22 protein-coding genes and 1 riboswitch are annotated in these 19,766 nt (G+C 63.8%); of the genes, 10 read left to right on the top strand and 12 right to left on the bottom strand.

Annotated elements, in window-relative coordinates; all coding sequences use genetic code 11:
* Nucleotides 1-2: 2 nt before the first annotated feature.
* Entirely contained in the window at nucleotides 3-917 is a 915-nt protein-coding gene (locus FQP90_RS04110) for a hypothetical protein (protein WP_244296482.1), read from the top strand.
* Nucleotides 918-948: 31 nt separating this feature from the next.
* Nucleotides 949-1,350 (top strand): Sec-independent protein translocase TatB, encoded by a 402-nt coding sequence (locus FQP90_RS04105; RefSeq protein ID WP_144648471.1) that lies wholly within the window; start codon nucleotides 949-951, stop codon nucleotides 1,348-1,350.
* Nucleotides 1,351-1,379: 29 nt separating this feature from the next.
* Here the strand turns inward: FQP90_RS04105 and FQP90_RS04100 are convergent, their stop codons facing one another.
* The 3 genes from FQP90_RS04100 to FQP90_RS04090 are packed head-to-tail and all read right to left on the bottom strand — an operon-like array spanning nucleotide 1,380 to nucleotide 4,507.
* Entirely contained in the window at nucleotides 1,380-2,507 is a 1,128-nt protein-coding gene (locus FQP90_RS04100) for an Mrp/NBP35 family ATP-binding protein (protein ID WP_144648470.1), read from the bottom strand.
* Nucleotides 2,508-2,511: 4 nt separating this feature from the next.
* Nucleotides 2,512-3,243: a DUF1003 domain-containing protein gene (locus FQP90_RS04095; protein ID WP_144648469.1), complete on the bottom strand. Its 732-nt coding sequence runs from the start codon at nucleotides 3,241-3,243 to the stop codon at nucleotides 2,512-2,514.
* Entirely contained in the window at nucleotides 3,224-4,507 is a 1,284-nt protein-coding gene (locus tag FQP90_RS04090; RefSeq protein WP_144648468.1) for a magnesium transporter MgtE N-terminal domain-containing protein, read from the bottom strand. The genes FQP90_RS04095 and FQP90_RS04090 overlap by 20 nt, the downstream gene beginning before the upstream one ends.
* Before the next feature lie 76 nt (nucleotides 4,508-4,583).
* On the opposite strand from FQP90_RS04090, the gene FQP90_RS04085 reads away from it, so the two are divergent.
* Nucleotides 4,584-5,393: a general stress protein gene (locus FQP90_RS04085; RefSeq protein WP_208759938.1), complete on the top strand. Its 810-nt coding sequence runs from the start codon at nucleotides 4,584-4,586 to the stop codon at nucleotides 5,391-5,393.
* A gap of 85 nt (nucleotides 5,394-5,478) precedes the next feature.
* Here FQP90_RS04085 and FQP90_RS04080 read toward each other — a convergent pair whose 3' ends face one another.
* Nucleotides 5,479-7,053 carry an aminopeptidase P family protein gene (locus tag FQP90_RS04080; protein WP_144648466.1) on the bottom strand — a complete coding sequence of 525 codons (1,575 nt, stop codon included), beginning with the start codon at nucleotides 7,051-7,053 and terminating at the stop codon, nucleotides 5,479-5,481.
* An 80-nt stretch (nucleotides 7,054-7,133) separates the two neighbouring features.
* Here FQP90_RS04080 and FQP90_RS04075 point away from each other — a divergent pair, with 80 nt between their 5' ends.
* Both FQP90_RS04075 and FQP90_RS04070 read left to right on the top strand, forming a co-directional pair.
* A complete protein-coding gene (locus FQP90_RS04075; RefSeq protein WP_144648465.1) occupies nucleotides 7,134-7,979 on the top strand; it encodes a PHP domain-containing protein in 846 nt (281 codons plus the stop codon).
* Between the two features lie 13 nt (nucleotides 7,980-7,992).
* On the top strand, nucleotides 7,993-8,601 hold the full coding sequence (locus tag FQP90_RS04070; protein ID WP_144648464.1) for a MarC family protein: 609 nt from the start codon (nucleotides 7,993-7,995) through the stop codon (nucleotides 8,599-8,601).
* Nucleotides 8,602-8,624: 23 nt separating this feature from the next.
* On the opposite strand, the gene FQP90_RS04065 is transcribed toward FQP90_RS04070, so the two are convergent.
* The 4 genes from FQP90_RS04065 to FQP90_RS04050 form a co-directional block, all read right to left on the bottom strand.
* A complete protein-coding gene (locus FQP90_RS04065; RefSeq protein WP_144648463.1) occupies nucleotides 8,625-9,503 on the bottom strand; it encodes a DNA-methyltransferase in 879 nt (292 codons plus the stop codon).
* A gap of 8 nt (nucleotides 9,504-9,511) precedes the next feature.
* Nucleotides 9,512-11,218, bottom strand: a complete 1,707-nt coding sequence (locus tag FQP90_RS04060) for a DEAD/DEAH box helicase (RefSeq protein WP_144648462.1) — start codon at nucleotides 11,216-11,218, stop codon at nucleotides 9,512-9,514.
* Nucleotides 11,219-11,495: 277 nt separating this feature from the next.
* On the bottom strand, nucleotides 11,496-12,980 hold the full coding sequence (locus FQP90_RS04055) for an RNB domain-containing ribonuclease (RefSeq protein ID WP_144648461.1): 1,485 nt from the start codon (nucleotides 12,978-12,980) through the stop codon (nucleotides 11,496-11,498).
* 109 nt (nucleotides 12,981-13,089) lie between these two features.
* Entirely contained in the window at nucleotides 13,090-14,040 is a 951-nt protein-coding gene (locus FQP90_RS04050) for a TM2 domain-containing protein (protein WP_144648460.1), read from the bottom strand.
* Between the two features lie 112 nt (nucleotides 14,041-14,152).
* On the opposite strand from FQP90_RS04050, the gene FQP90_RS04045 reads away from it, so the two are divergent.
* The gene (locus FQP90_RS04045; RefSeq protein ID WP_144648459.1) at nucleotides 14,153-14,821 is read left to right on the top strand and encodes a ferritin-like fold-containing protein; all 669 of its coding nucleotides are present in this window, start codon (nucleotides 14,153-14,155) and stop codon (nucleotides 14,819-14,821) included.
* A gap of 18 nt (nucleotides 14,822-14,839) precedes the next feature.
* On the opposite strand, the gene thiE is transcribed toward FQP90_RS04045, so the two are convergent.
* Nucleotides 14,840-15,523, bottom strand: coding sequence for a thiamine phosphate synthase (gene thiE / locus FQP90_RS04040; protein ID WP_144648458.1), 684 nt, complete (start codon nucleotides 15,521-15,523; stop codon nucleotides 14,840-14,842).
* A 27-nt stretch (nucleotides 15,524-15,550) separates the two neighbouring features.
* A riboswitch (TPP riboswitch) is annotated at nucleotides 15,551-15,670 on the top strand.
* Between thiE and thiO the strand changes: the two genes are divergently transcribed.
* From thiO to FQP90_RS04020, 4 genes are all read left to right on the top strand, one after another.
* Nucleotides 15,662-16,942: a glycine oxidase ThiO gene (gene thiO / locus FQP90_RS04035; protein WP_144648457.1), complete on the top strand. Its 1,281-nt coding sequence runs from the start codon at nucleotides 15,662-15,664 to the stop codon at nucleotides 16,940-16,942. Its footprint overlaps the riboswitch before it by 9 nt.
* Entirely contained in the window at nucleotides 16,939-17,175 is a 237-nt protein-coding gene (thiS, locus tag FQP90_RS04030) for a sulfur carrier protein ThiS (protein WP_144648456.1), read from the top strand. The genes thiO and thiS overlap by 4 nt, the downstream gene beginning before the upstream one ends.
* 3 nt (nucleotides 17,176-17,178) lie before the next feature.
* On the top strand, nucleotides 17,179-17,976 hold the full coding sequence (locus FQP90_RS04025; RefSeq protein ID WP_144648455.1) for a thiazole synthase: 798 nt from the start codon (nucleotides 17,179-17,181) through the stop codon (nucleotides 17,974-17,976).
* 14 nt (nucleotides 17,977-17,990) lie between these two features.
* Nucleotides 17,991-18,326: a 4a-hydroxytetrahydrobiopterin dehydratase gene (locus FQP90_RS04020; protein ID WP_144648454.1), complete on the top strand. Its 336-nt coding sequence runs from the start codon at nucleotides 17,991-17,993 to the stop codon at nucleotides 18,324-18,326.
* Nucleotides 18,327-18,416: 90 nt separating this feature from the next.
* On the opposite strand, the gene FQP90_RS04015 is transcribed toward FQP90_RS04020, so the two are convergent.
* From FQP90_RS04015 to FQP90_RS04005, 3 genes are read right to left on the bottom strand one after another with little or no spacing between them, the layout of a single operon-like run.
* On the bottom strand, nucleotides 18,417-18,719 hold the full coding sequence (locus FQP90_RS04015; RefSeq protein ID WP_144648453.1) for a hypothetical protein: 303 nt from the start codon (nucleotides 18,717-18,719) through the stop codon (nucleotides 18,417-18,419).
* A gap of 37 nt (nucleotides 18,720-18,756) precedes the next feature.
* On the bottom strand, nucleotides 18,757-18,981 hold the full coding sequence (locus FQP90_RS04010; RefSeq protein WP_011775412.1) for a DUF3107 domain-containing protein: 225 nt from the start codon (nucleotides 18,979-18,981) through the stop codon (nucleotides 18,757-18,759).
* 50 nt (nucleotides 18,982-19,031) lie between these two features.
* Nucleotides 19,032-19,766 (bottom strand): TetR/AcrR family transcriptional regulator, encoded by a 735-nt coding sequence (locus FQP90_RS04005; protein ID WP_244296480.1) that lies wholly within the window; start codon nucleotides 19,764-19,766, stop codon nucleotides 19,032-19,034.

Below are 19,766 nucleotides of genomic sequence, written 5' to 3'. Positions count from 1 at the left end.
CCATGCCTCGACGACCACTTGGTCCGGGAGCCCTTTCCCGGCGCAAACTGGCTGCGCTGCGCCACACACGAGTCCCGGAACACCTGCAGGAATGCGCGGAATGCCGCGCCGCACTTCGCCGGGAACGGCAGTACTTGGAACGCCTGCGCGGCGCAGCTGTTCCTGAAGCAAGCCAGGACCTCGCCGCGAGATTGATCCAGCACACTGAGCGCCTCGCCAACGAGCCAGGTCAGCCGCTCGGGAATCCGCCGTATCCGAGCGGGCTGCGGCGGAGTCTCCGGATCGCGGGAGTCGCTGCGGGCACGCTGGCGGTCAGCGCAGGTGCGTTGGCTGCGTCCGCCTACGTCGTGGCGGGAGATACCGAGCCGATGGCCCTAGCCGAAACCTCACATTCAGGAGCCCTTGCCGGACTGTGGACGGGCGGCAGCGCCGAGGCAATGCTCCTGCCCGCGGTTCCCGCCGGCGGCACGGTCAGCTTGGATGCTGCGCAGTTGGACGTTCTGCGGGACGAAGGGTGGGCCTGTCCTGAGCTGCTCGGGATGGGCTTCCAGGTAGTGTCTGCCAATGCGACAGTGCGGAACGGCCACCCTGCTGTGGAGATGAGGCTCGAAAGCAAGGGGCATTACGCCACCATCGTGGAAGAGCATCTGCCGGTGGATCGCGACCTGCGTGGGCAGTCGACGTCAGCACAGCTTTCTGTCACGCAGGGAACCCCGTGGAAGGCCGTCTACGCCATGCCGGATGCCGTGATCAGCTACGTCTCCGACCTCCCTGCCGACACCGCGGATGACGCCGTTCCCGAAATCGTCAGGGCCGGCGAGTCCATGGCGCGTGGGTCCTCCGACGAGACCTCCGAGGCATGGTATGCGAGGCTGCTTCGCGGACTCCAAACCCTGCTCCGTCCCGCCGGTTTATGAGCGGCACCACAGACAAGGTAATCTTCGTAGCGTGTTTGGAATCAACGGCCCGGAGTTCATACTCCTTCTGATTATCGGCGTACTCGTCATCGGTCCCAGCCGTTTGCCCGAATACACTCAAAAGCTTGCCAACCTGGTCAAGGAAGTCCGGCGGATGGCCTCGGGTGCCCGCGAGCAGATCAAGGACGAAGTCGGCATCGATATCGACGAAGTCGACTGGAAGAAGTACGACCCCCGCCAGTACGATCCTCGGCGCATCATCAAGGACGCCCTCCTTGACGACGAATCCAAGCCGGTCAGCGCAGGGGCGCCCGCCGTCGCAGCTACTGCCGTCGCCGCCGCTTCCGCGGACGCCAAGCCAAAGGCCCCTATACGGACCATCGAGCGCCTCGCTGAGGGCGAAGCTGCGCCTTTCGACTCCGAAGCCACCTGATTCCGGATCGGGTTTCCCGACCGGAGGATCTAGCGGGGTTGAATTCCCAGCGGCAGGCCGGACAAGCCCCGAGGCCGCGCAGCGAGGGCTGAGGCGATCTCCTCCATGGCCTTCGCAGCCGCTGTGTCGGGTGCAGCCAGTACCACGGGCTTCCCGGAGTCGCCGCCTTCCCGCAACCGGATGTCCAAGGGAATCTGCCCCAGAAGCGGAACGTCACTGCCTACGGAAGCGCTCAACCGCTCAGCCAGGATGGCACCTCCGCCACTGCCGAACAGTTCCATGCGTCCGCCGTCGGGCATGTTCAGGAACGACATGTTCTCGATGACGCCGGCCACCTTCTGGCCCGTCTGGGTGGCGATGGTTCCTGCACGCTCAGCGACGTCGGCGGCGGCTGCTTGAGGTGTGGTCACCACCAGGATCTCTGCGTTGGGGAGCAATTGAGCCACGGAAATGGCGATGTCCCCGGTGCCGGGGGGCAAGTCCAGGAAGAGGGCATCGAGGTCACCAAAGTAGACATCTGTGAGGAACTGTTCCAAGGCCCGGTGCAGCATGGGACCGCGCCACGCCACAGGCTGGTTGCCGGCAACGAACATGCCAATGGAGATGACCTTCACGCCGTAGGCCACAGGGGGCAGGATCATGTCGTCCACCTGCGTGGGTTTTTGCGTAATGCCCATGAGGGCCGGTACAGAGAAACCATGTACGTCGGCGTCCACGATGCCCACGCGGAGCCCCTGGGCGGCCAGTGCACAGGCCAGATTAACGGTGACGGATGATTTGCCCACCCCGCCCTTTCCGCTGGCTACGGCGTAGACCTTGGTCAACGATCCCGGCTTGGTGAAGGGGATGCCGCGCTGTCCACCCGGGCCGCGGAGCTGTTCCTTGAGAGCTTCGCGCTGGGCTGGACTCATGACCTTCAGCTCCACGTCCACGCCGGTAACGCCGGGCACCTTGGACAATGCCGCAGTGGCGTCTTCCGTGATGGTCTCACGCAGCGGGCACCCGGCGATGGTCAGCAGGACGGCCACGTGAACGGCGCCGGTGTGGTCGGCAGAGACCGATTCCACCATTCCGAGTTCCGTGATGGGGCGGCGAAGCTCAGGATCGATGACGGTTGCCAGGGCAGCGTGGAGCGCCTCGGCAGATGCGGTGCTCATACGATCAGGCTCGGCTTTCGGGGTTTTCAGGCGTTGGCTTGGCGGTGGAATGCTGTGGACCCGCGGTACGTGGCGGGCGGACCTTCGGGATCTGCTGTGTGCGGGGCCCACGCGACTTGTCGCGCTTCTCCTTCAGCTTCTCCTTGACCTTCTCGCCTGGCGACTCCGTGCCATCTGGGGAGCCTTCATTCTCACGGAGTTCTTCCTGGGCATCGATAATGTCTTCCAGGAGGCTTCGGAGCTCTGCACGGACGTAGTCACGGGTGGCTACCTCGCGCAGGGCTATGCGCAGTGAGGCCAATTCACGGGTGAGGTACTCGGTGTCGGAGAGGTTGCGTTCTGCACGCTGGCGGTCCTGCTGGAGCGAGACGCGGTCCCGGTCATCCTGCCGGTTTTGTGCCAGAAGGAGGAGCGGCGCTGCGTAGGAGGCCTGCAGGGACAACATGAGCGTCAACAGGGTGAAGCCAAGCTCCATGCGGTCGAACTGCCAGTCGGTGGGCGCGAACGAGTTCCACGCCAGCCAGAACACGCAAAACACCGTCATGTAGACAAGGAAGGTAGGCGTGCCCATGAAGCGGGCGAAGCCCTCCGTTGCGTTGCCGAAGGCGTCAGGGTTCGGCGAGAACTTGGGCAGGATGCGTTGACGCCCGCTCAGGGGCGTGTCCAGGCTGCTGCCGGAACGTCCGGTGGACTTGGGGGATCGGGTGGCGTTGTTATCAGCCAATGCGGCCTCCAAGTCTCCTTATAGGGGCGTCGTCCTCGTGGGCGCGCCAGTCATCCGGCAACAGGTGATCCAGCACGTCATCAACAGTCACCGCCCCCACGAGGCGGCCGTCGTCGTCGACAACTGGAAGTGAATTCAGGTTGTACGTGGCCAGGGTCCGGGCAACCTCGCTGATGTGGGCTTGGTCCGACAACGGCTCAAGGTTTTTGTCCACGAGATTGCCCAAGGGTTCCGGCGGAGGGAAGCGCAGAAGCTGTTGGATGTGCACCACGCCCAGGAAACGGCCCGTGGGCGTCTCCAAGGGAGGGCGGGCGATGAAGATGGATGAGGCCAGTGCCGGAGAGAGCTCCTCGCGGCGGACGTGGGCCAGGGCCTCGGCCACAGTGGCCTCCGGCGGCAGGATGACCGGGACGGGGGTCATCAGGCCACCAGCGGTGTCTTCGTCGTATTCCAGGAGCCGGCGGACATCTTCGGCTTCCTGGGGCTCCATGAGCTGGAGCAGCTCTTCGGCCTGCGCGGAGGGAAGCTCGGCGAGGAGGTCGGCGGCGTCGTCGGGATCCATCTCTTCGAGGACGTCAGCGGCGCGCTCCACGTCCAAGGCGGAAAGGATTTCAACTTGGTCGTCCTCGGGGAGTTCCTGGAGGACGTCTGCAAGGCGCTCGTCCTGGAGTTCGCTGGCGACTTCGAAGCGGCGCTTGTCGCTCATTTCCTGCAGGGCTTCGGCAAAGTCCGCAGGCTTGAGGTCCTCGTGGGTGGCAACGAACTGCGTGGCCGCCTGCGGCTCGTTATGGGCGCCAGTCTGGGCGTCGGCCCAATCAATGATCAGTGTTTCGTTGCGGCGCAGCCTGCTCAAGGGCGACAGAGAATGTCCGCGGCGCACGAACAGCTTGCTGACAAACCAGTCCTTGGACCGGTGCTGGTCCATGGCGATGTCCTCGATCGTTGCGTCACCGCTGCCGTCGGCTAGCGTCACACGGCGATCGAACATCTCCGCCACTACCAACGTTTCGGCGCCGCGCTGCTCAAAGCGGCGCAGGTTGACCAAACCGGTGCAAATGATTTGGGTCTGGTCGATGGACGTAATCCGCGTCATGGGGACGAAGACCCGCTTCTTCCCAGGCACTTCCACCACAATGCCCACCACGTGGGGCGCCCCACGCGTGCCGCGGGAGAGCACCACGACGTCGCGCAGCCGGCCCAGACGATCGCCCAAGGGGTCGAAGACGTCCAAGCCGAGCAAGCGCGCAACAAAGACGCGTGAGGGATGTGTGCTCATGTTTACAGGCTACCGAGTCTGCTCTCTTTTAGCTGAATTCCAGCCGCTTCACATGTCAATGGGACACAATGGGGCTATGTCTAACATTTTTGGTGCTCCCAAAGCCATTGAGGAATCCCGCAGCGTCCCCCAAGGCGACACTGTTGGTTCGTACACCTCGTATTTGGATGCCCAGAAGGCGGTGGACTACCTCGCGGACCAGCAGTTCCCGGTTCAGCTGGTGTCAATCGTGGGCAACGACCTCAAAATGGTGGAGCGGGTGACCGGCCGCCTGAGCTACCCAAGGGTGGCCTTGTCCGGTGCCTTGAGCGGCATGTGGTTCGGCCTCTTTGTGGGCGTCATGCTCTCCTTCTTCACTCCTGCCGGAGGTCCGTTCTCCATCATCACCTCGGTGCTGATGGGTGCTGCGTTCTTCATGCTGTTCGGCATCGTCACGTACGCCACCCAACGGGGGAAGCGTGACTTCACCTCAACCAGCCAGGTGGTGGCAACCAACTATGACGTCATTGTCGCGGTAGAGGCCGCCCACGAGGCACGCCGTCTGCTCCAGCAATTACCCATGAACCCTTCGCAGGCAGCCACGCCGCAGGCCACCAACTACAACCCGCACAATGCGCCGCTGCAGCAGCCGGGTCAGGCGCCTGAACGTCCGTCCACCTGGAATGACCCGTACGGCCAGCGTGGCCCCGAGTCAGGTGCCGCCGGCGCCCCGGACAGCCAGAACGCTCCCACCACCCAGCCTGCACCGAATCCTGCACCGGCGGCCGTCCGCTACCCGGACTTGCCCGATGGTCGCCCTCAGTACGGCGTTCGCGTGACCGAAGGCCAGAACGTGCCCCAGGACAACGGCCAGCAGTCCGACCCTGAAGGCCAACCCAAGCAGTAGAAGCGCCTCCGGCAATACACACAGGGAAGGCCACCGGATCTCCGGTGGCCTTCCCTGTGTGCGTGAGTCGTGCAGCGATCCAGCCCTAGGCTTGCGCTTCCTGGTAAATGCCGGCCATCCAGGACTCGACGTCCTCTGCCTTGCGGGGCAATGCGGCGCTGAGGTTCACTGGGCCGTCGGCAGTCATGAGGATGTCGTCTTCGATCCGGACGCCGATGCCGCGGTATTCCTCCGGGATGGCCAGGTCTTCATTCTTGAAGTACAGGCCAGGCTCGATGGTGAAGACCATGCCCTCGGTGAGGATCCCGTCCAAGTACAGCTCCCGCTTTGCCTGGGCGCAGTCGTGGACATCAAGGCCCAGGTGGTGGCTGGTGCCGTGCGGCATCCAGCGGCGGTGCTGCTGTCCCTCGGGACTGATGGCTTCCTCAACAGAAACCGGCAGGAGGCCCCACTCGGCGAGGCGTTCGGCCAGGACCGTGGTTGCCGCCGTATGGATGTCGCGGAACTTCACACCCGGCCGGGCAGCGGCGAAACCGGCATCAGCGGCGTCGAGCACAGCTTCGTAGACCTTGCGCTGGACATCGGTGAACGTACCAGTGGCGGGAAGGGTGCGGGTGACGTCGGCAGTGTAGAGGGAATCTGCTTCCACCCCGGCGTCGAGGAGGAGGAGTTCGCCCGCATTGACGGTTCCGGAATTGCGGTTCCAGTGCAGCACGGTGGCGTTGTTACCGGACGCCGCGATGGTGTCGTAGCCGAGCTCGTTGCCTTCCTCGCGGGCGCGGGCAAAGAAGGCGCCCTCAACAACGCGCTCACCCCGCTTGTGGGTCAAAGCGCGGGGAAGGGCACGAACGACGTCGGCGAAGCCCTCCACGGTAGCCGCGACGGCAATCTTCATCTGCTCGATTTCCCACTCGTCCTTGAGGAGGCGCAGTTCGGACAGTGCTTCGCTGAGCTTCTCATCCAAGGCGTCGAGCTCGCCGAGGTCCAGGGTTTCCGGGTCCTTTGCGGTGTTGTACCGGGCGGTGTCCACCAGTGCGTCAATGTTTTCATCCACCTTGCGGACCAGGCGGATGGAGATACCACCGATTTCCGGAGCTCCGACGTTCTTGGTAATCGCCATTTCGAGCTCGGAGATGTGTGCGGTGGGCAGGCCCAGGCGGGCTTCGAATTCGGCCAGCGTGGGGCGTGCACCGATCCAGAACTCACCAGCGCGGGAGTCTGCGTAGAACTGCTCGGTATCGCGGCCGGCGAGTGGACGGAAGTAGAGCGTCGCGCTGTGGTGACCGCCGTCGTCGCCCTTTCCAGCAGCAACCGGCTCCAGGATGAGGACGGCGTCGGGCTCATGGTCGAGGCCCAACCCGGTGAGGTGGGCGAAACCGGAGTGGGGGCGGAAGCGGTAGTCGCAGTCGTTGGAGCGGACCTTCAGCGGACCCGCCGGGATAACAAGCCGTTCGCCTTTGAACAGTTCGGAAATGGTACGACGGCGGCGGGCGGCATGGTCCGCGACGGCGTCACGCGCAGGGGTCACCTGCGGGGCGGGCGCCCAATTGCTGGCCATGAATGCCTTGAAGGCATCGGATGTGGGCCTCTGTGAGCGGTTGTTGACGCGCTCTTGCAGTGGCTGGGAGGACGAGTTCTGGGTGTTTTCGGCATCGTTCACCGTTACATCGTCCCACCAGTTAGGTGAGGAGGCCAACGGCGCAACGCTCCAAGCGGGCCCACATCCCATAGGCTGGGAAAGTGAGGATAGACCTGCATGCGCACTCCAATGTTTCCGACGGAACCGAGACACCGGCCGGGGTGATCATTTCCGCCGTCGCGGCAGGCCTCGACGCCGTAGCCTTGACGGACCACGATTCCACCGATGGCTGGGAGTCTGCGTCCGCGGCGGCACGCGAACACGGCATTGCGTTCGTTCCGGGAATGGAGATCTCGTGCCGGACAGAGCAGGGCATCAGCGTCCATCTGCTGAGTTACCTCCACGATCCCGCCCACGTGGGCTTGCTGGAGGAGATCACCAAGTCCAAGGACGCACGGCTGACCCGCGCCGAGCACATGGTCACCCTCTTGTCCGAGGATTACCCGCTGACGTGGGACGACGTCATCCACCACGTAGCTCCCGGTGCGACCGTGGGACGCCCGCACATCGCCGATGCCTTGGTGGCCGCCGGGGTAGTCGCGGACAGGACGGAAGCTTTCACGTCCATCCTCACGTCCCATTCGCGCTACTTCGTGCAGCACTATGCGCCCAACCCGGCAGTCGCCGTCGAGCTCGTCAGGGCCGCCGGCGGGGTTCCGGTTTTCGCTCATCCCGTGGCTTCGTCGAGGGGACGCATCGTGGGGGAGCGCACTTACCAGGACATGATCGACGCCGGCCTGCTGGGGCTTGAAGTGGAGCACCGGGACAATCCCGAGGAAGGACGCACTTTCCTGCGTGGGCTTGCGGCTGAGCATGGGCTGCTGATGACGGGATCCTCGGACTACCACGGAGCGGGCAAACCGAACCTGTTGGGCGAAAACACGACGCCGCCGGAGGTCTTGGCGCGGATCGAGGAGTTGGCAACCGGCAGCACGGTAATACGGTGAAGGGGTTCCGCTGATGGATCTGCAACTGCTCGCATCGGTGATCGTCACTCTGTTCGTGATCATGGACCCACCGGGAACCGTGCCGATTTTCATGTCGTTGACGGCTCAAATGTCGGCAAAGGACCGCAACCGTTCGGCGTTCCAGGCGCTCCTGGTGGCCACGGGCGTGATCGTGGTGTTCGCGATTTTCGGCCAGTCGATCCTGAACTACATGCACATCTCGCTGGCCGCATTGCAGGGCGCCGGCGGCCTGCTCCTGGTCCTGATCGCCCTGCAGCTGCTGACAGGATCCACCAGCGGCGAGGAAAACGCCGCCAAGTACAAGAACGTGGCCTTCGTTCCGCTGGGCACGCCGTTGATGGCAGGACCTGGCGCCATTGTGGCAGTCATGGTCTTCGTCCAGCAGTCCACTCAACTGGCGGAGTACTTGGCTGTTGGGCTGGGCATCGCGGTGGTGCTGGCGTCGTTGTACCTGGCCATGCGGTTCGCAGGTGTGGTGCAGCGGGTGCTGGGCGAGAACGGCGTGGAGCTTGTCACCAGGATCGCCGGCTTGCTGCTCTCAGCCATCGCCGTTCAGATGATCGCCGACTCCGTGACTGCCTTCGTGAAGGGCGTTGCCTGACTGAGCCCCCCCAGGAAGCGGGCTCAGGAGGCCGTCGGCTGGATCTGGTGGAACTCAGCTTTGCCACCTAAGCGTTTTTGCATGACTGCGATCGCCTGTTCGTTCTGGTCGACGCACACAAAGCTGCGGCCCAGTTTGGCGGCAACGGCGCCGAGGGTGCCGGAGCCTGCGAAGAAGTCGAGGCACCAATCGCCTTCACGGCTGGAGGCGGAGACGATCCTGCGTACCAGGCCCTCGGGTTTCTGGGTGGGGTAGCCGGTTTTTTCCCGGCCGGTTGGTGACACAATCGTGTGCCACCACACGTCCGTAGGCAGCTTGCCAAGCTCGCGTTTGGCCGGCGTGACCAGGCCAGGCGCCATGTAGGGCTCACGGTCCACTTCGGCGTTGTCGAAGTGGTACCTGGTGGGGTTCTTCACGTACACCAGGATGTTGTCGTGCTTGGTGGGCCACCTGTTTTTGGCGCGGGCGCCGTAATCGTAGGCCCAAATGATCTCGTTGAGGAAGCACTCCCGGCCGAAGATGGCATCGAGCATCACCTTGGCGTAGTGGACCTCGCGGTAATCCAAATGCAGGTAGAGGGTGCCGTCGTCGGCCAGTAGCCGCCAGGCCTCCACGAGTTTCGGCTCCAGGAAGGACCAGTAATCGCTGAAGGCGTCGTCGTAGCTGTGGAGGGCGCCCTTGATGGTGTCGTACGAGCGGCCCTTGAAGCCGACGCGGTCACCGTCGCCGTCCGCGTTACGGACCATGCGGGTTTCCTGGCGTCGCTGGACTCGGCCCGTATTGAACGGAGGGTCCACATAAATGAGTGTGAAGGCGCCGTCCGGCAGCGTAGGGAGGAACTCCGCGTTGTCCGCGTGCACCACCAAGTTGCCGCCGTCCGGCGCCCAAACAGTTTCAGTCATTGAGGGCTTTAGGCCTCGGCGTTGCTGGACTGGGCCGCAGTGGCCTCACCGGAAACCACTTCGCCGTTGCGGCGACGCGTGCGGGTACGACGCGTGCGCGCCGGCTTCTCGGCGTTGTCGGCGGTTGCTGTACGTGTTTCCGAGGCACCGGCAGCGGGGGCTGCTTCACCATCAGAGGTACGACGGCGGCGCGTACGGTTGCGTCCGCCTTCGCCCTTGGATTCGCTGGAGGCGGAGTCGCCGGACTTGCCGGAGCGGCCACGGCCGCCATCGCGTCCACGTCCACCATCCCGGCTGCCATTGCGGTCGGAGCCACCGGTGCGTGCATTCTTCTTGCCGGTCTCGCCCAGGTCTTCGAGGACCTCGGCGTCCACGCCTGCGAGGACGCGCTTGTTGCGCGGCAGGCGGCCCTTGGTGCCCTCGGGAATGTCGAGGTCCGTGTAGAGGTGCGGCGACGAGGAGTAGGTCTCGACGGGCTCCGGAACGCTGAGTCCCAAAGCCTTATTGATCAGGCCCCAGCGCGGCATGTCGTCCCAGTCAACGAACGTAACTGCGGTGCCCTTGTTACCGGCGCGTCCGGTACGGCCAACACGGTGCAGGTAGATCTTCTCGTCTTCCACGCACTGGTAGTTGATGACGTGGGTGACGTCATCAACGTCGATGCCGCGGGCGGCGACATCCGTGGCCACCAAAACGTCCACCTTGTTATTGCGGAAGGCGCGGAGCGCTTGTTCGCGTGCCCCTTGGCCGAGGTCGCCGTGGATGGCTGCCGCAGCGAAGCCGCGGTCGACGAGCTCCTCAGCGACCTTTGCTGCTGTGCGCTTGGTCTTGGTAAAGATGATGGTCCGGCCACGTCCGCGGGCCTGCAGGATGCGGGCCACCACTTCGGTCTTGTCCATGCTGTGCGCACGGTAGATGAGCTGGCGGATGTCGCGCTTGGTGAGGCCCTCATCGTTCGGGTCGGCTGCCCTGATGTGGGTGGGCTGCGTCATGTAGCGGCGGGCCATGGCGATGACCGGGCCGGGCATCGTTGCCGAGAAGAGCAGCGTCTGCCGAACAGCAGGGGTACCGGCGATCAAGGTCTCAACGTCCGGGAGGAAGCCAAGGTCCAACATTTCATCGGCCTCATCAAGAATCACCATCTTGACGTTTTTCAGGCTCAGGTGCTTCTGCTTGTAGAGGTCGATCAGTCGGCCAGGGGTGCCGACCACAATTTCGACGCCCTTTTGCAGGGCATCAATCTGGGGCTCGTAGGCACGGCCGCCATAGATGGTGGCGATCCGGGCATTGCGCTTGCGCGAGGCGGTCTGGAGGTCGTTGGCCACCTGGACGGCAAGTTCACGCGTCGGGACAATGACCAGGGCCTGGGGTGCGCCGGGAACAGCGAGCTTGGCGTAACCGGCGTCGTCACGGCCAGCGACACGCTGCAAGGCGGGAATGCCGAAGCCCAGCGTCTTGCCGGTACCCGTCTTGGCCTGGCCGATGATGTCGTGCCCGCTGAGGGCGACCGGCAGCGTCATGGCCTGGATGGGGAAGGGGTGCGTGATTCCGGCGTCGGCCAAGGACTCCACGATGTCGGCGCGGACGTTGTAGTCGGCGAACGACTTTTCTTCGATCTCGTGGGGCGTCTCATCCGAGATGATCGTTTCCTCGGGTTCGATGGTTTCTGTTCCGGTGGAGTCGGTCAGGACTTCATGGGTATGCAATTCACTCACAGGGAGTTTCCTTATTCATTTGGGCATTGGCGCTGCATGCTCAACGGGGGCGGCGGAGCCGTACCGGAGCACGAACGGGCGCGCAAGCAAGTCCAGTGGAAGCCGATCGCGGGCTATCTAAGTACTGGCACTGGTGACCAGTTGGTACATCTCAAGATCGCGTAGGGGCGGGCTTGTTGAGTTCAAAAATTAACTGAATCAACGACCGGGCATCCATTACTACAGGCCCAGTCTATCCTCTGGGAGCCCTAAAGCCCGGATCGCGTGTTTAAAGGGGTCACGCCAATAGTTCGAACCTGATCTCCCGGCTGGCGATGTCGGCCTTCAGGAGACGTACCCTGACCTGGGTCCCGGACTCCAGTTCGCCGTCACAGCGGGCCGTGACGGCCGGCTCGGCAATCTGGACAACGCCGTAAGGGCCATTGCCGTTCCCATTACTCCTGCCGTTGCCGTTTCCGTTGCCATTGGAAGGCTTCGATCCGGAAATCACCACAGCATCAAACTCCTGGCCAATATGGTTGGCGACGAGCGCCGCTTCCACGGTATCCAGGGCTGCGCGCTCAAGGCGTCCGGCCAGCTGGTCCGAACCCGCCATGATGTCGGGCAATGTCGGCAGGGCATCACGCGCCCACGCGGGGATGTCATGGTTGTTGCTGAGGGCTTCACAGATCACCAGGACGAACCGGTCAATCAGGCGGCGCAGGGGAGCTGTGGTGTGGGCGTAGGGTGCGCCGATGGCTGCCTGGACGATTGTGTCAGGCACCTCGCCGTCAAAGGGCGTGTAGCCGGCACCTCGGAAGAGGGTCCCAGCCGAATGCAGGATGGCCAGTTGCTTGGGATCGGAGGCATCCAAGGTCCGCAAATACTCGCCATACGTGACTTGTCCGTCCCACGGTTTGCCGAGGGCGGTGGTTTGCCGTTTGAAGTGCTGCAACGAACGCTCGTCAGGTGCGGGCATGGTGCGCAGGATGCCCACTTTGCCATCAAGCATCAGCCGGGCTGCGGCCATCCCGGTCATGAGGGAGATCTGTGCGTTCCAATCCTCTACGGGCAGCGAGGGAGCCGCGGCGATCCTGTACCCGCCGCCGTCGGTCGCTTGGACTATCTCTTGTTCCGGCATGTTGAGGCTCGCGCCACCACGGAGCCGTTCCAGTTCGACCCGCTTCAGCCCCACTTCCTTGAGAAGCGCCAGGACGGGCGGGGCCGAGCCGTCGTCGATCTGCTGTTGGGCGCCTTTGTAGCTGAGCTTGGCACGGCTTCGGACCGTGGCACGTGCCACGGAAACGGTGACAACCTCCGCGTCGGTGTCCAGGTCAAAATTCCACACGAAGGCGCTGCAGTCCTGATCCGGCAGCAGGCTGCCGGCATTCTCACTGATTACCTCCGGGTGCAGCGGGATTCGGCCATCAGGGGCGTAGAACGTCTGCCCCCGCTGTCGGGTTTCGGCGTCCAGGGCGCCGCCCGGAGCCACGAAGGAAGGCACGTCGGCGATGGCGTAGAGAACCTTGTAGCCGTCGCCTGCGCGGTCTATGAAGAGGGCTTGGTCCAGGTCCGTGGAAGTCGCCGGGTCGATGGTCACGAACGGAATATCGCGCAGGTCCCGGTCAGGGAGCTCAAGGGTGTCCACGGCTTCCTGGGCTTCCGCGACTGCCTCCGCTGGGTAGGCTCCAGGCAGCTCCAGCTCCGTCCTTAGCGCGGCAAGGGCCGCCGCGAGCTGGTCCGTTGAGTCGTCGACGTTGGGAGCTATCCGATGATGTGACACGAAAATCAGGTTAGCCCTAAACACACGGATAGTCTTGGACGCCCTCACGCAAATGCCCGCTGTCCAAAGGACAACGGGCATTCGAAGCGCAGTGAATCCGGAGGAGCTGCTAGCTGGCCGGCGTCAGCGTGACCGTGGCAGCCTTATCGCCCAAGTCGTCGTTGACCACCACCGAGGTGGGGCCTCTCTTGATGTCGAAGGCGATGACGCCCTGACGGACTTGTCCGGGTCCGACTTCCTCGGAAGGCAGGCTCCCCATGGCTTCCTCAAGGTAGATCTGCTCTCCCTTGTTGCCGTCAGCGTCGAAGACCTCGAAGTTTGTCGGAGCCGAAAGGCTGGTTCCCGTGACCGTTTCCCACGAAACCTCCATCAGGAGGAACCCTCCGTTTTTCGGCTTCATGTAGGACATGTCGGGAATCTCGGTGGTGTACCCGGAGTTGACGATGCTGACTTTCACCGTGTTGCCGTCGGAGACGGTGACCATGAAGGAGTTGGCATCAGTGACAGGCCCCGGCGACGGCAGAGGCGCTTCCTGGGAAGTCGAGGGGAGGGCCGGGACAGGCGTGGTACCTCCCTGGACTGCTGCCGCGACGAGCGTCAAAGACACCACCGTGGACACGATTCCAATGATGAGCCCGGCGAACCATACGACGATCGTGATGATCCAGGCCTTCTTCTTGTTCTCCGGATACCCCGCCAGCGGACGGCCTTGCTTATCGCGTGCATTTCCTGTGAGCGTGATGATGAGGTCCACGATGGACCAGATGCCCAAGCCGCCCGCCGTGAGCAACTTCGCAATGCCGGTACCGATCTTGCCCAAGTAGAAGCGGTCCACGCCGAGTCCACCCAAGAGCAGGGAGAGAATCCAGGTAACCATGAAGGACTTGGCGGGACCACCAAACCCTGGAGCCCCGTACTGTGCTGAACCCGGGCCGGGTTGGAAATCGTTCTGCGGCCCGGCCTGGTACTGGCCTCCGTAGCCGACGGGCGCGGTGGGGATCTGCGGAACTCCTGCTCCGGCATCGTTCTGGGGCGAGGGCGGGTAGCTCGGGTGACTCATTAATGATCCTTCAGTGGGGTGGGTACGAGGTGAGGGCAGGGGCACGTTTGGGACGCCTCGCTGCCAACTCACTTCGAGCCAGCCTAGTAGGCCTCAGGGTTAGTCTTGGACCATGGGCACTTCACCGGACCCACCCGCCTCGGCCGATCAACTCGCAGCAGAGCTCTTCGGAGCCATGGCATATGGCGAGTTGTCCGCGTTCGGGCGGCTCTCATTCGATTCCCGCTACGCGCCCACACTCCATGACCGGTCGGTACTGGCCAAGATAGCCGTGGGTGCCTACGGAAACTTCGCCCTCCTCAGCGATCGACTCTCCGAAATGGGGATCGATCCCGAGGAGGCCATGCTGCCCTTCCAGCGGTCCTTTGACCATTTCCACGAGCGCACCAAACCGGGGGACTGGCTCGAATCCGTGATGAAGGCCTACGTCATCGATACCGTTTCCTCGGACTTCTACCGTGCTGTTGCAGGGTTCCTCGATGCCGGGACGCAGCAGTTCGTTGAGCGGGTGGCATCTCCCGACCAAGCCACCGAAGTCCTCCGCGTCCTGTTGAGGCGGGCGTTGGCCGATGACCCGAGGCTGGCCTCCCGGCTGGCGTTATGGGGCCGCCGGTTGGTAGGCGAAGCCCTGACGCAGGCACAACGCGTGGGAATGGAACACCCCAGGGTGGGGCCAACGTTGAAGAACGGCGGCGACGCCCGGGCCGCGGTGAGGAAACTGACCGGCGAGCTCGCCGAAAGGCACGCGCGCCGAATGACGGAACTCGGACTGACCGCCTGACTGCCCGCCGCGTTGGCGCTACCCGGCGTCCAGGGCTTCGAGCAGCGACTTGGCTGCCGCCGTCGGGTCTTCCGCCTCGGTGATGGCGCGCACGACGACGATCCGGCTGGCTCCGGCGGCCACCACTTGTTCCACGTTGTTGAGGTCGATGCCCCCGATGGCGAACCACGGCAGCTCGACGGCGCCCTGGGTGGTTTCGTCTGCGCGCTTAGTGGCTTCTGCGGCATATGTGACCAAGTCCAGCCCCACTGCTGTCCGGCCCGGTTTGGTGGGTGTTGCCCAGACCGGACCAACGCAGAAATAGTCCAAGCCGTCGTTCCCGGGGGAGGCCGTGATTGCCGCATTCACCTGCTCCGGAGTGTGGGTGGAAAGGCCGATCACTGCGGGCTTGGGAAGGAAGGTGCGGGCAACCTTCAACGGAAGGTCCTTTTGCCCGATGTGGAACACGGGAGCCGCGGAAACACTGGCAACATCGGCGCGGTCGTTGACGGCCCAGAGTCGTCCGTGCCGCTGCGCAGCGCTGCGCAGGACGGCCAGTATTTCCAGTTCCTCGGCCGCTTCGATGGTCTTGTCGCGGAGCTGGATGATATCCACTCCGCCGGCAAACGCGGCGTCGACGAAGTCTTCAAAATCGCCCTGCCGTTTGCGTGCATCCGTGCACAGATAGAGGCGGGCTGAGGCGAGGGATTCAGGCTGGGTCATGGAAACCAGAGTAGTTCCTCTAAACTGGGCACGTACTGCGGGAGCCGCGACCTTCGTCATATGACTGTCCGGCTGAGAGGGCTTCAGCGCCGACCGCTTGACCTGATCCGGCTAGTACCGGCGTAGGGAAGGAACCGAATGGCAGAATCCCGCCACGCTCCAGGCAACACATCGACAGTTCGCGCGGACGTCGCCGTCATCGGCGGAGGCATCATCGGCCTTGGGATAGCCCACGAGGCCCGTCGGCAGGGTCGCTCAGTGGCGCTCATCGACCCAGCCCCGGCATCCGGCGCCACGTTCGCCGCCGCCGGAATGCTTGCACCGGTCAGCGAATTGCACTACCAGGAGGAAGACCTCCTGGAGCTCATGCTCGAGTCTTCCCGTCTGTGGCCGGCTTTCGTGGGCGGCCTTCCCCGAGCCGGGGAAGGCACCGGATACTGTACGACGCCGACCCTCGCCGTGGGTGCCGACGCCGCCGACCGTCGCGCGCTCGCCGATCTGCGGTTGGTGCAGCTCGCCGCTGGTTTGGACGTCGAGCCGCTGGCATTGCGGGCGGCACGGGAACGCGAGCCCCTGCTCAGCCCCCAAATTTCCTGCGCCTTCGACATTCCAGCCGACCACCAAGTGGATCCCCGGAAACTGGCAAACTGTCTGCTGGCGGGGTTGGCCGCCCATTCGCCCGGCGACGACACCTGGGTGGCCGGTGCCGACCATGGATTCGCCGTAGCCGACTCCGCGCGCGGAGTGCTGTGGAATGGGAACCGGGTTTGCGGAGTGGAACTCGAAGCCGGAGGCACAGTCCTCGCGGGTGAGACAGTGGTGGCCAACGGACTGGGTGCTGCGCACTTGCTCGGCCTCCCCGAGGGCACGGGCCTCCCGGTGCGGCCGGTCTACGGCGACATCCTCAGGCTTCGAGTCCCGGCGCACCTCCAGCCGTTGTTGACAGCTACCGTCCGGGGCATGGTCCGCGGGGTGCCCGTGTATATCGTCCCCAGGGACGACGGAACCGTCGTTATTGGAGCGACCCAGCGCGAGGATGCCCTGTCGGCGACGTCCAACGCAGTTTCCGCCGGCGGTGTCTACCAGCTCCTGCGGGACGCCCAGGTCCTGGTTCCGACAGTGGCTGAGCTCGAATTGCTCGAAGCCACGGCCCGTGCCCGGCCAGGCACCCCGGACAACGCTCCACTGCTCGGACGCGTGGCCGATTCACGCGGGGACATCGCGGGGCTGGTCATAGCCACAGGCTTCTTCCGTCACGGTGTTCTCCTCACACCTGTAGCCGCCAGGATCGTCTGCGAACTGATCAGCGGTTCGTCGGACTCCCGGTGGTCCCGCTTCCGGCCGGACCGTTTCGCGACCAACTTCCCGGAACCCCACACAACCACGCCAGCAGCCGCTCCCAGCAAGGAATCAGTATGAACATCAAACTCAACGGCGCCCACCATACAGTGGCGGACGACGCCTCGGTCAGCACCCTGGTCAGCTCCATCACCGGCCGGGTCCTGGACCACAAGGGACAGGCAGCCGACGGCGGAAAGCTGGGTGTCGCCGTCGCGCGTAATTCCGAAGTTGTACCGCGCAGCCAATGGTCGACGACGACGCTCGCCGACGGAGACGAACTCGAACTCGTAACCGCAGTCCAAGGAGGCTGAACCATGACCACAGCAAGTACTGAAATCCGCACAGACGCCTTGGTGATTGACGGCGTCGAATTCGGCTCCCGCCTGATCATGGGCACGGGAGGGGCGCCCAGCCTGGACGGCCTCGGAGCCGCCCTCCTGGCATCGGGGACCGAGCTCACCACAGTCGCCATGCGGCGTTATTCGCCGGCTGAGGCCGGCTCGCTGTTCCAGCTCTTGGTGGACAACGACATCCGGGTGCTGCCCAACACGGCTGGCTGCTTCACGGCCAAAGATGCCGTCATGACGGCGGAACTGGCACGGGAGGCACTGGAAACCGATTGGGTGAAGCTGGAAGTCATCGCGGACGAGCACACGCTTCTTCCTGACGCCGTTGAACTGGTGGACGCCACCGAGCAACTGGTGAACCGCGGCTTCAAAGTCTTCGCCTACACCAATGACGACCCCGTCCTGGCGCTGCGGCTGGAAAACCTTGGCGCCACAGCCGTCATGCCGCTCGGCTCGCCCATTGGAACCGGCTTGGGCATCCTGAATCCGCACAACATCGAGCTCATCGTGTCCCGGGCCTCCGTGCCGGTGGTTCTCGACGCCGGAATTGGAACCGCTTCGGACGCAGCGCTTGCCATGGAACTGGGCTGTGACGCCGTTCTGCTGGCCACAGCCGTTACCCGTGCGCAGAACCCCGTGCAGATGGGCGAAGCCTTCAAACACGCTGTCATCGCCGGTAGGCTGGCCAAACGGGCAGGCCGGATTCCGCGGCGGGAGCACGCACTCGCGTCCTCGGCCATGGAAGGCCGGGCGGAGTTCCTCTAGCCGAAGGAGCAGTCATGGCCGACCAGGCAGACCACCTGACTCAAGCCGCGGTCGACGCCGCCCTCAGGGACCTTCCGGATTGGAAACTTCACGGCGGCCTGGTAGCTGTCTACAAAACCTCGACGGCGGCCAAGGCGTTGGCATTGATCGCCGCGATTGGCCGGATCGCCGAAGAACAAAACCACCACCCGGATCTTGACTGGCGCTACAACCGGGTGTTCTTGCGCTATGTCTCACATGACGCCGGCGGTCAGGTGACCCGGCGCGACGTCGCGGCCGCGGCCTCCGTGAGTGCAGCCGCGGCGGCGGTTGAAGCCGTTGCGGAGCCCGGGCGTTACCCGGCCGCTTGAAAAAGACTTGAACGCCACAAGCAATGGCCACCACCCTGGGGGTGGTGGCCATTGCTGTTGTGTAGACGTGATGCGGGACCGGGTGTGAGCCTAGAGCCGGAGGGCCTTGGTCATCACCGCGGTATCGTGCTTGGTCCGCGTCCGGCCCAGATAGACCACCACGCCGGCAGCTGCGGCAGTACCCAGCACGATCGGCAGGATCCAAGGGATCCATGTCGCGCCCGGCTGGTACCCCAAGCCGGCGCTGATGAACGCGATCCAGCTCAGCGTTCCGACAGCCGCCGAGACACCTGCCGGCAATGCAATTCCATACTTGCCGTGCCGCTTGTCATTCGCCCACACAATGAAGCCGGTGGCAACGGTGGCGAGAACCACCACGACGAGTGAAAGCATGAAGACTCCTTAGCGGGCGACGCGGGGTGGGAAGACGCTAGAGTGCACCGAAACCGACGCGGCGGACTTCCTCGGCGCCGATCTCAACGTAACCCAGGACGTTTCCGGGAACGATGATCTGGCGGCCCTTCTCGTCAGTGAGGCGCAGTTCCGAGCCCTTGGTAACGGCCTCGGCCACGATCTTGGCTACGGCATCGGCATCCAGGGCGGATTCGAGCACAATTTCACGGCCAACGTTCTGAATGCCGATCTTTACTTCCACAGCAAGGCCTCCAAGCCAATCAAGTGTTAAGTCAGTCCTCTATTTGTAGCCTAGGACTCTTTGGGGAATCGACTGATTCCGCGCCAAGCTAAACGATAGATCAGATCGCTGGCCACATCGAGGTCCAGGTTTCCGTCCGTTTCAAGCCAATACCGGGCGCTGACCTGCGCCATTCCGGCCAGGCCGCGGCCCAAAAGCTGCGCCTCAAGGGGAGGAAGCTTGGTGTCCTCGGCGATCACGTGCGCCACCGCGTCAGCGAACGTCTTATTGAAAGTCTCCAGGCGGGAGCTGACATCGGGATCGTTAATAAGGTCCGATTCAAATACCAGGCGGTGGGCTTGGTCGTCGTCGGCAATGAACCTGTAGTAGGCCCGCATGACGGCTTTGACGCGCTCCTTGTTATCCGTAGTGGAGTTCAAAGCACTGAGCATCAAATCCGTCAACGTGGCCAGATGGCTGTCCAGGAGGGCCATGTAAAGCTCGCGTTTGGACGGGAAGTGCTGGTAAAGCACCGGCTTGCTGACATGCGCAGTTTCTGCGATTTCGTCCATGGCGGCGCCGTGGAAACCATTGGAGACAAACACTTCCAACGCGGCGTTGAGCAACTGTGCCCGGCGCTCGTCCCGCGGCAACCTTGGTGAACGAGGTGAACCTGTCCGTTCCTGCTTCGCGGGTGCCCCATCGTTTGCCCGTGTGCCGTCAGCCACAGTCTGCCGCCTTTCCTTTGCAGTTATGACCACTCTACCGGTGGGTAATATGACCGGGCGGCATCGGCAGGCATACAT

Source organism: Paenarthrobacter nitroguajacolicus (genome assembly GCF_007786235.1).
Classification (GTDB): Bacteria; Actinomycetota; Actinomycetes; order Actinomycetales; family Micrococcaceae; genus Arthrobacter; species Arthrobacter nitroguajacolicus_A.
Note: the sequence above shows the minus strand (reverse complement) of the source record. Positions and strands in the feature narration are given on the sequence as shown.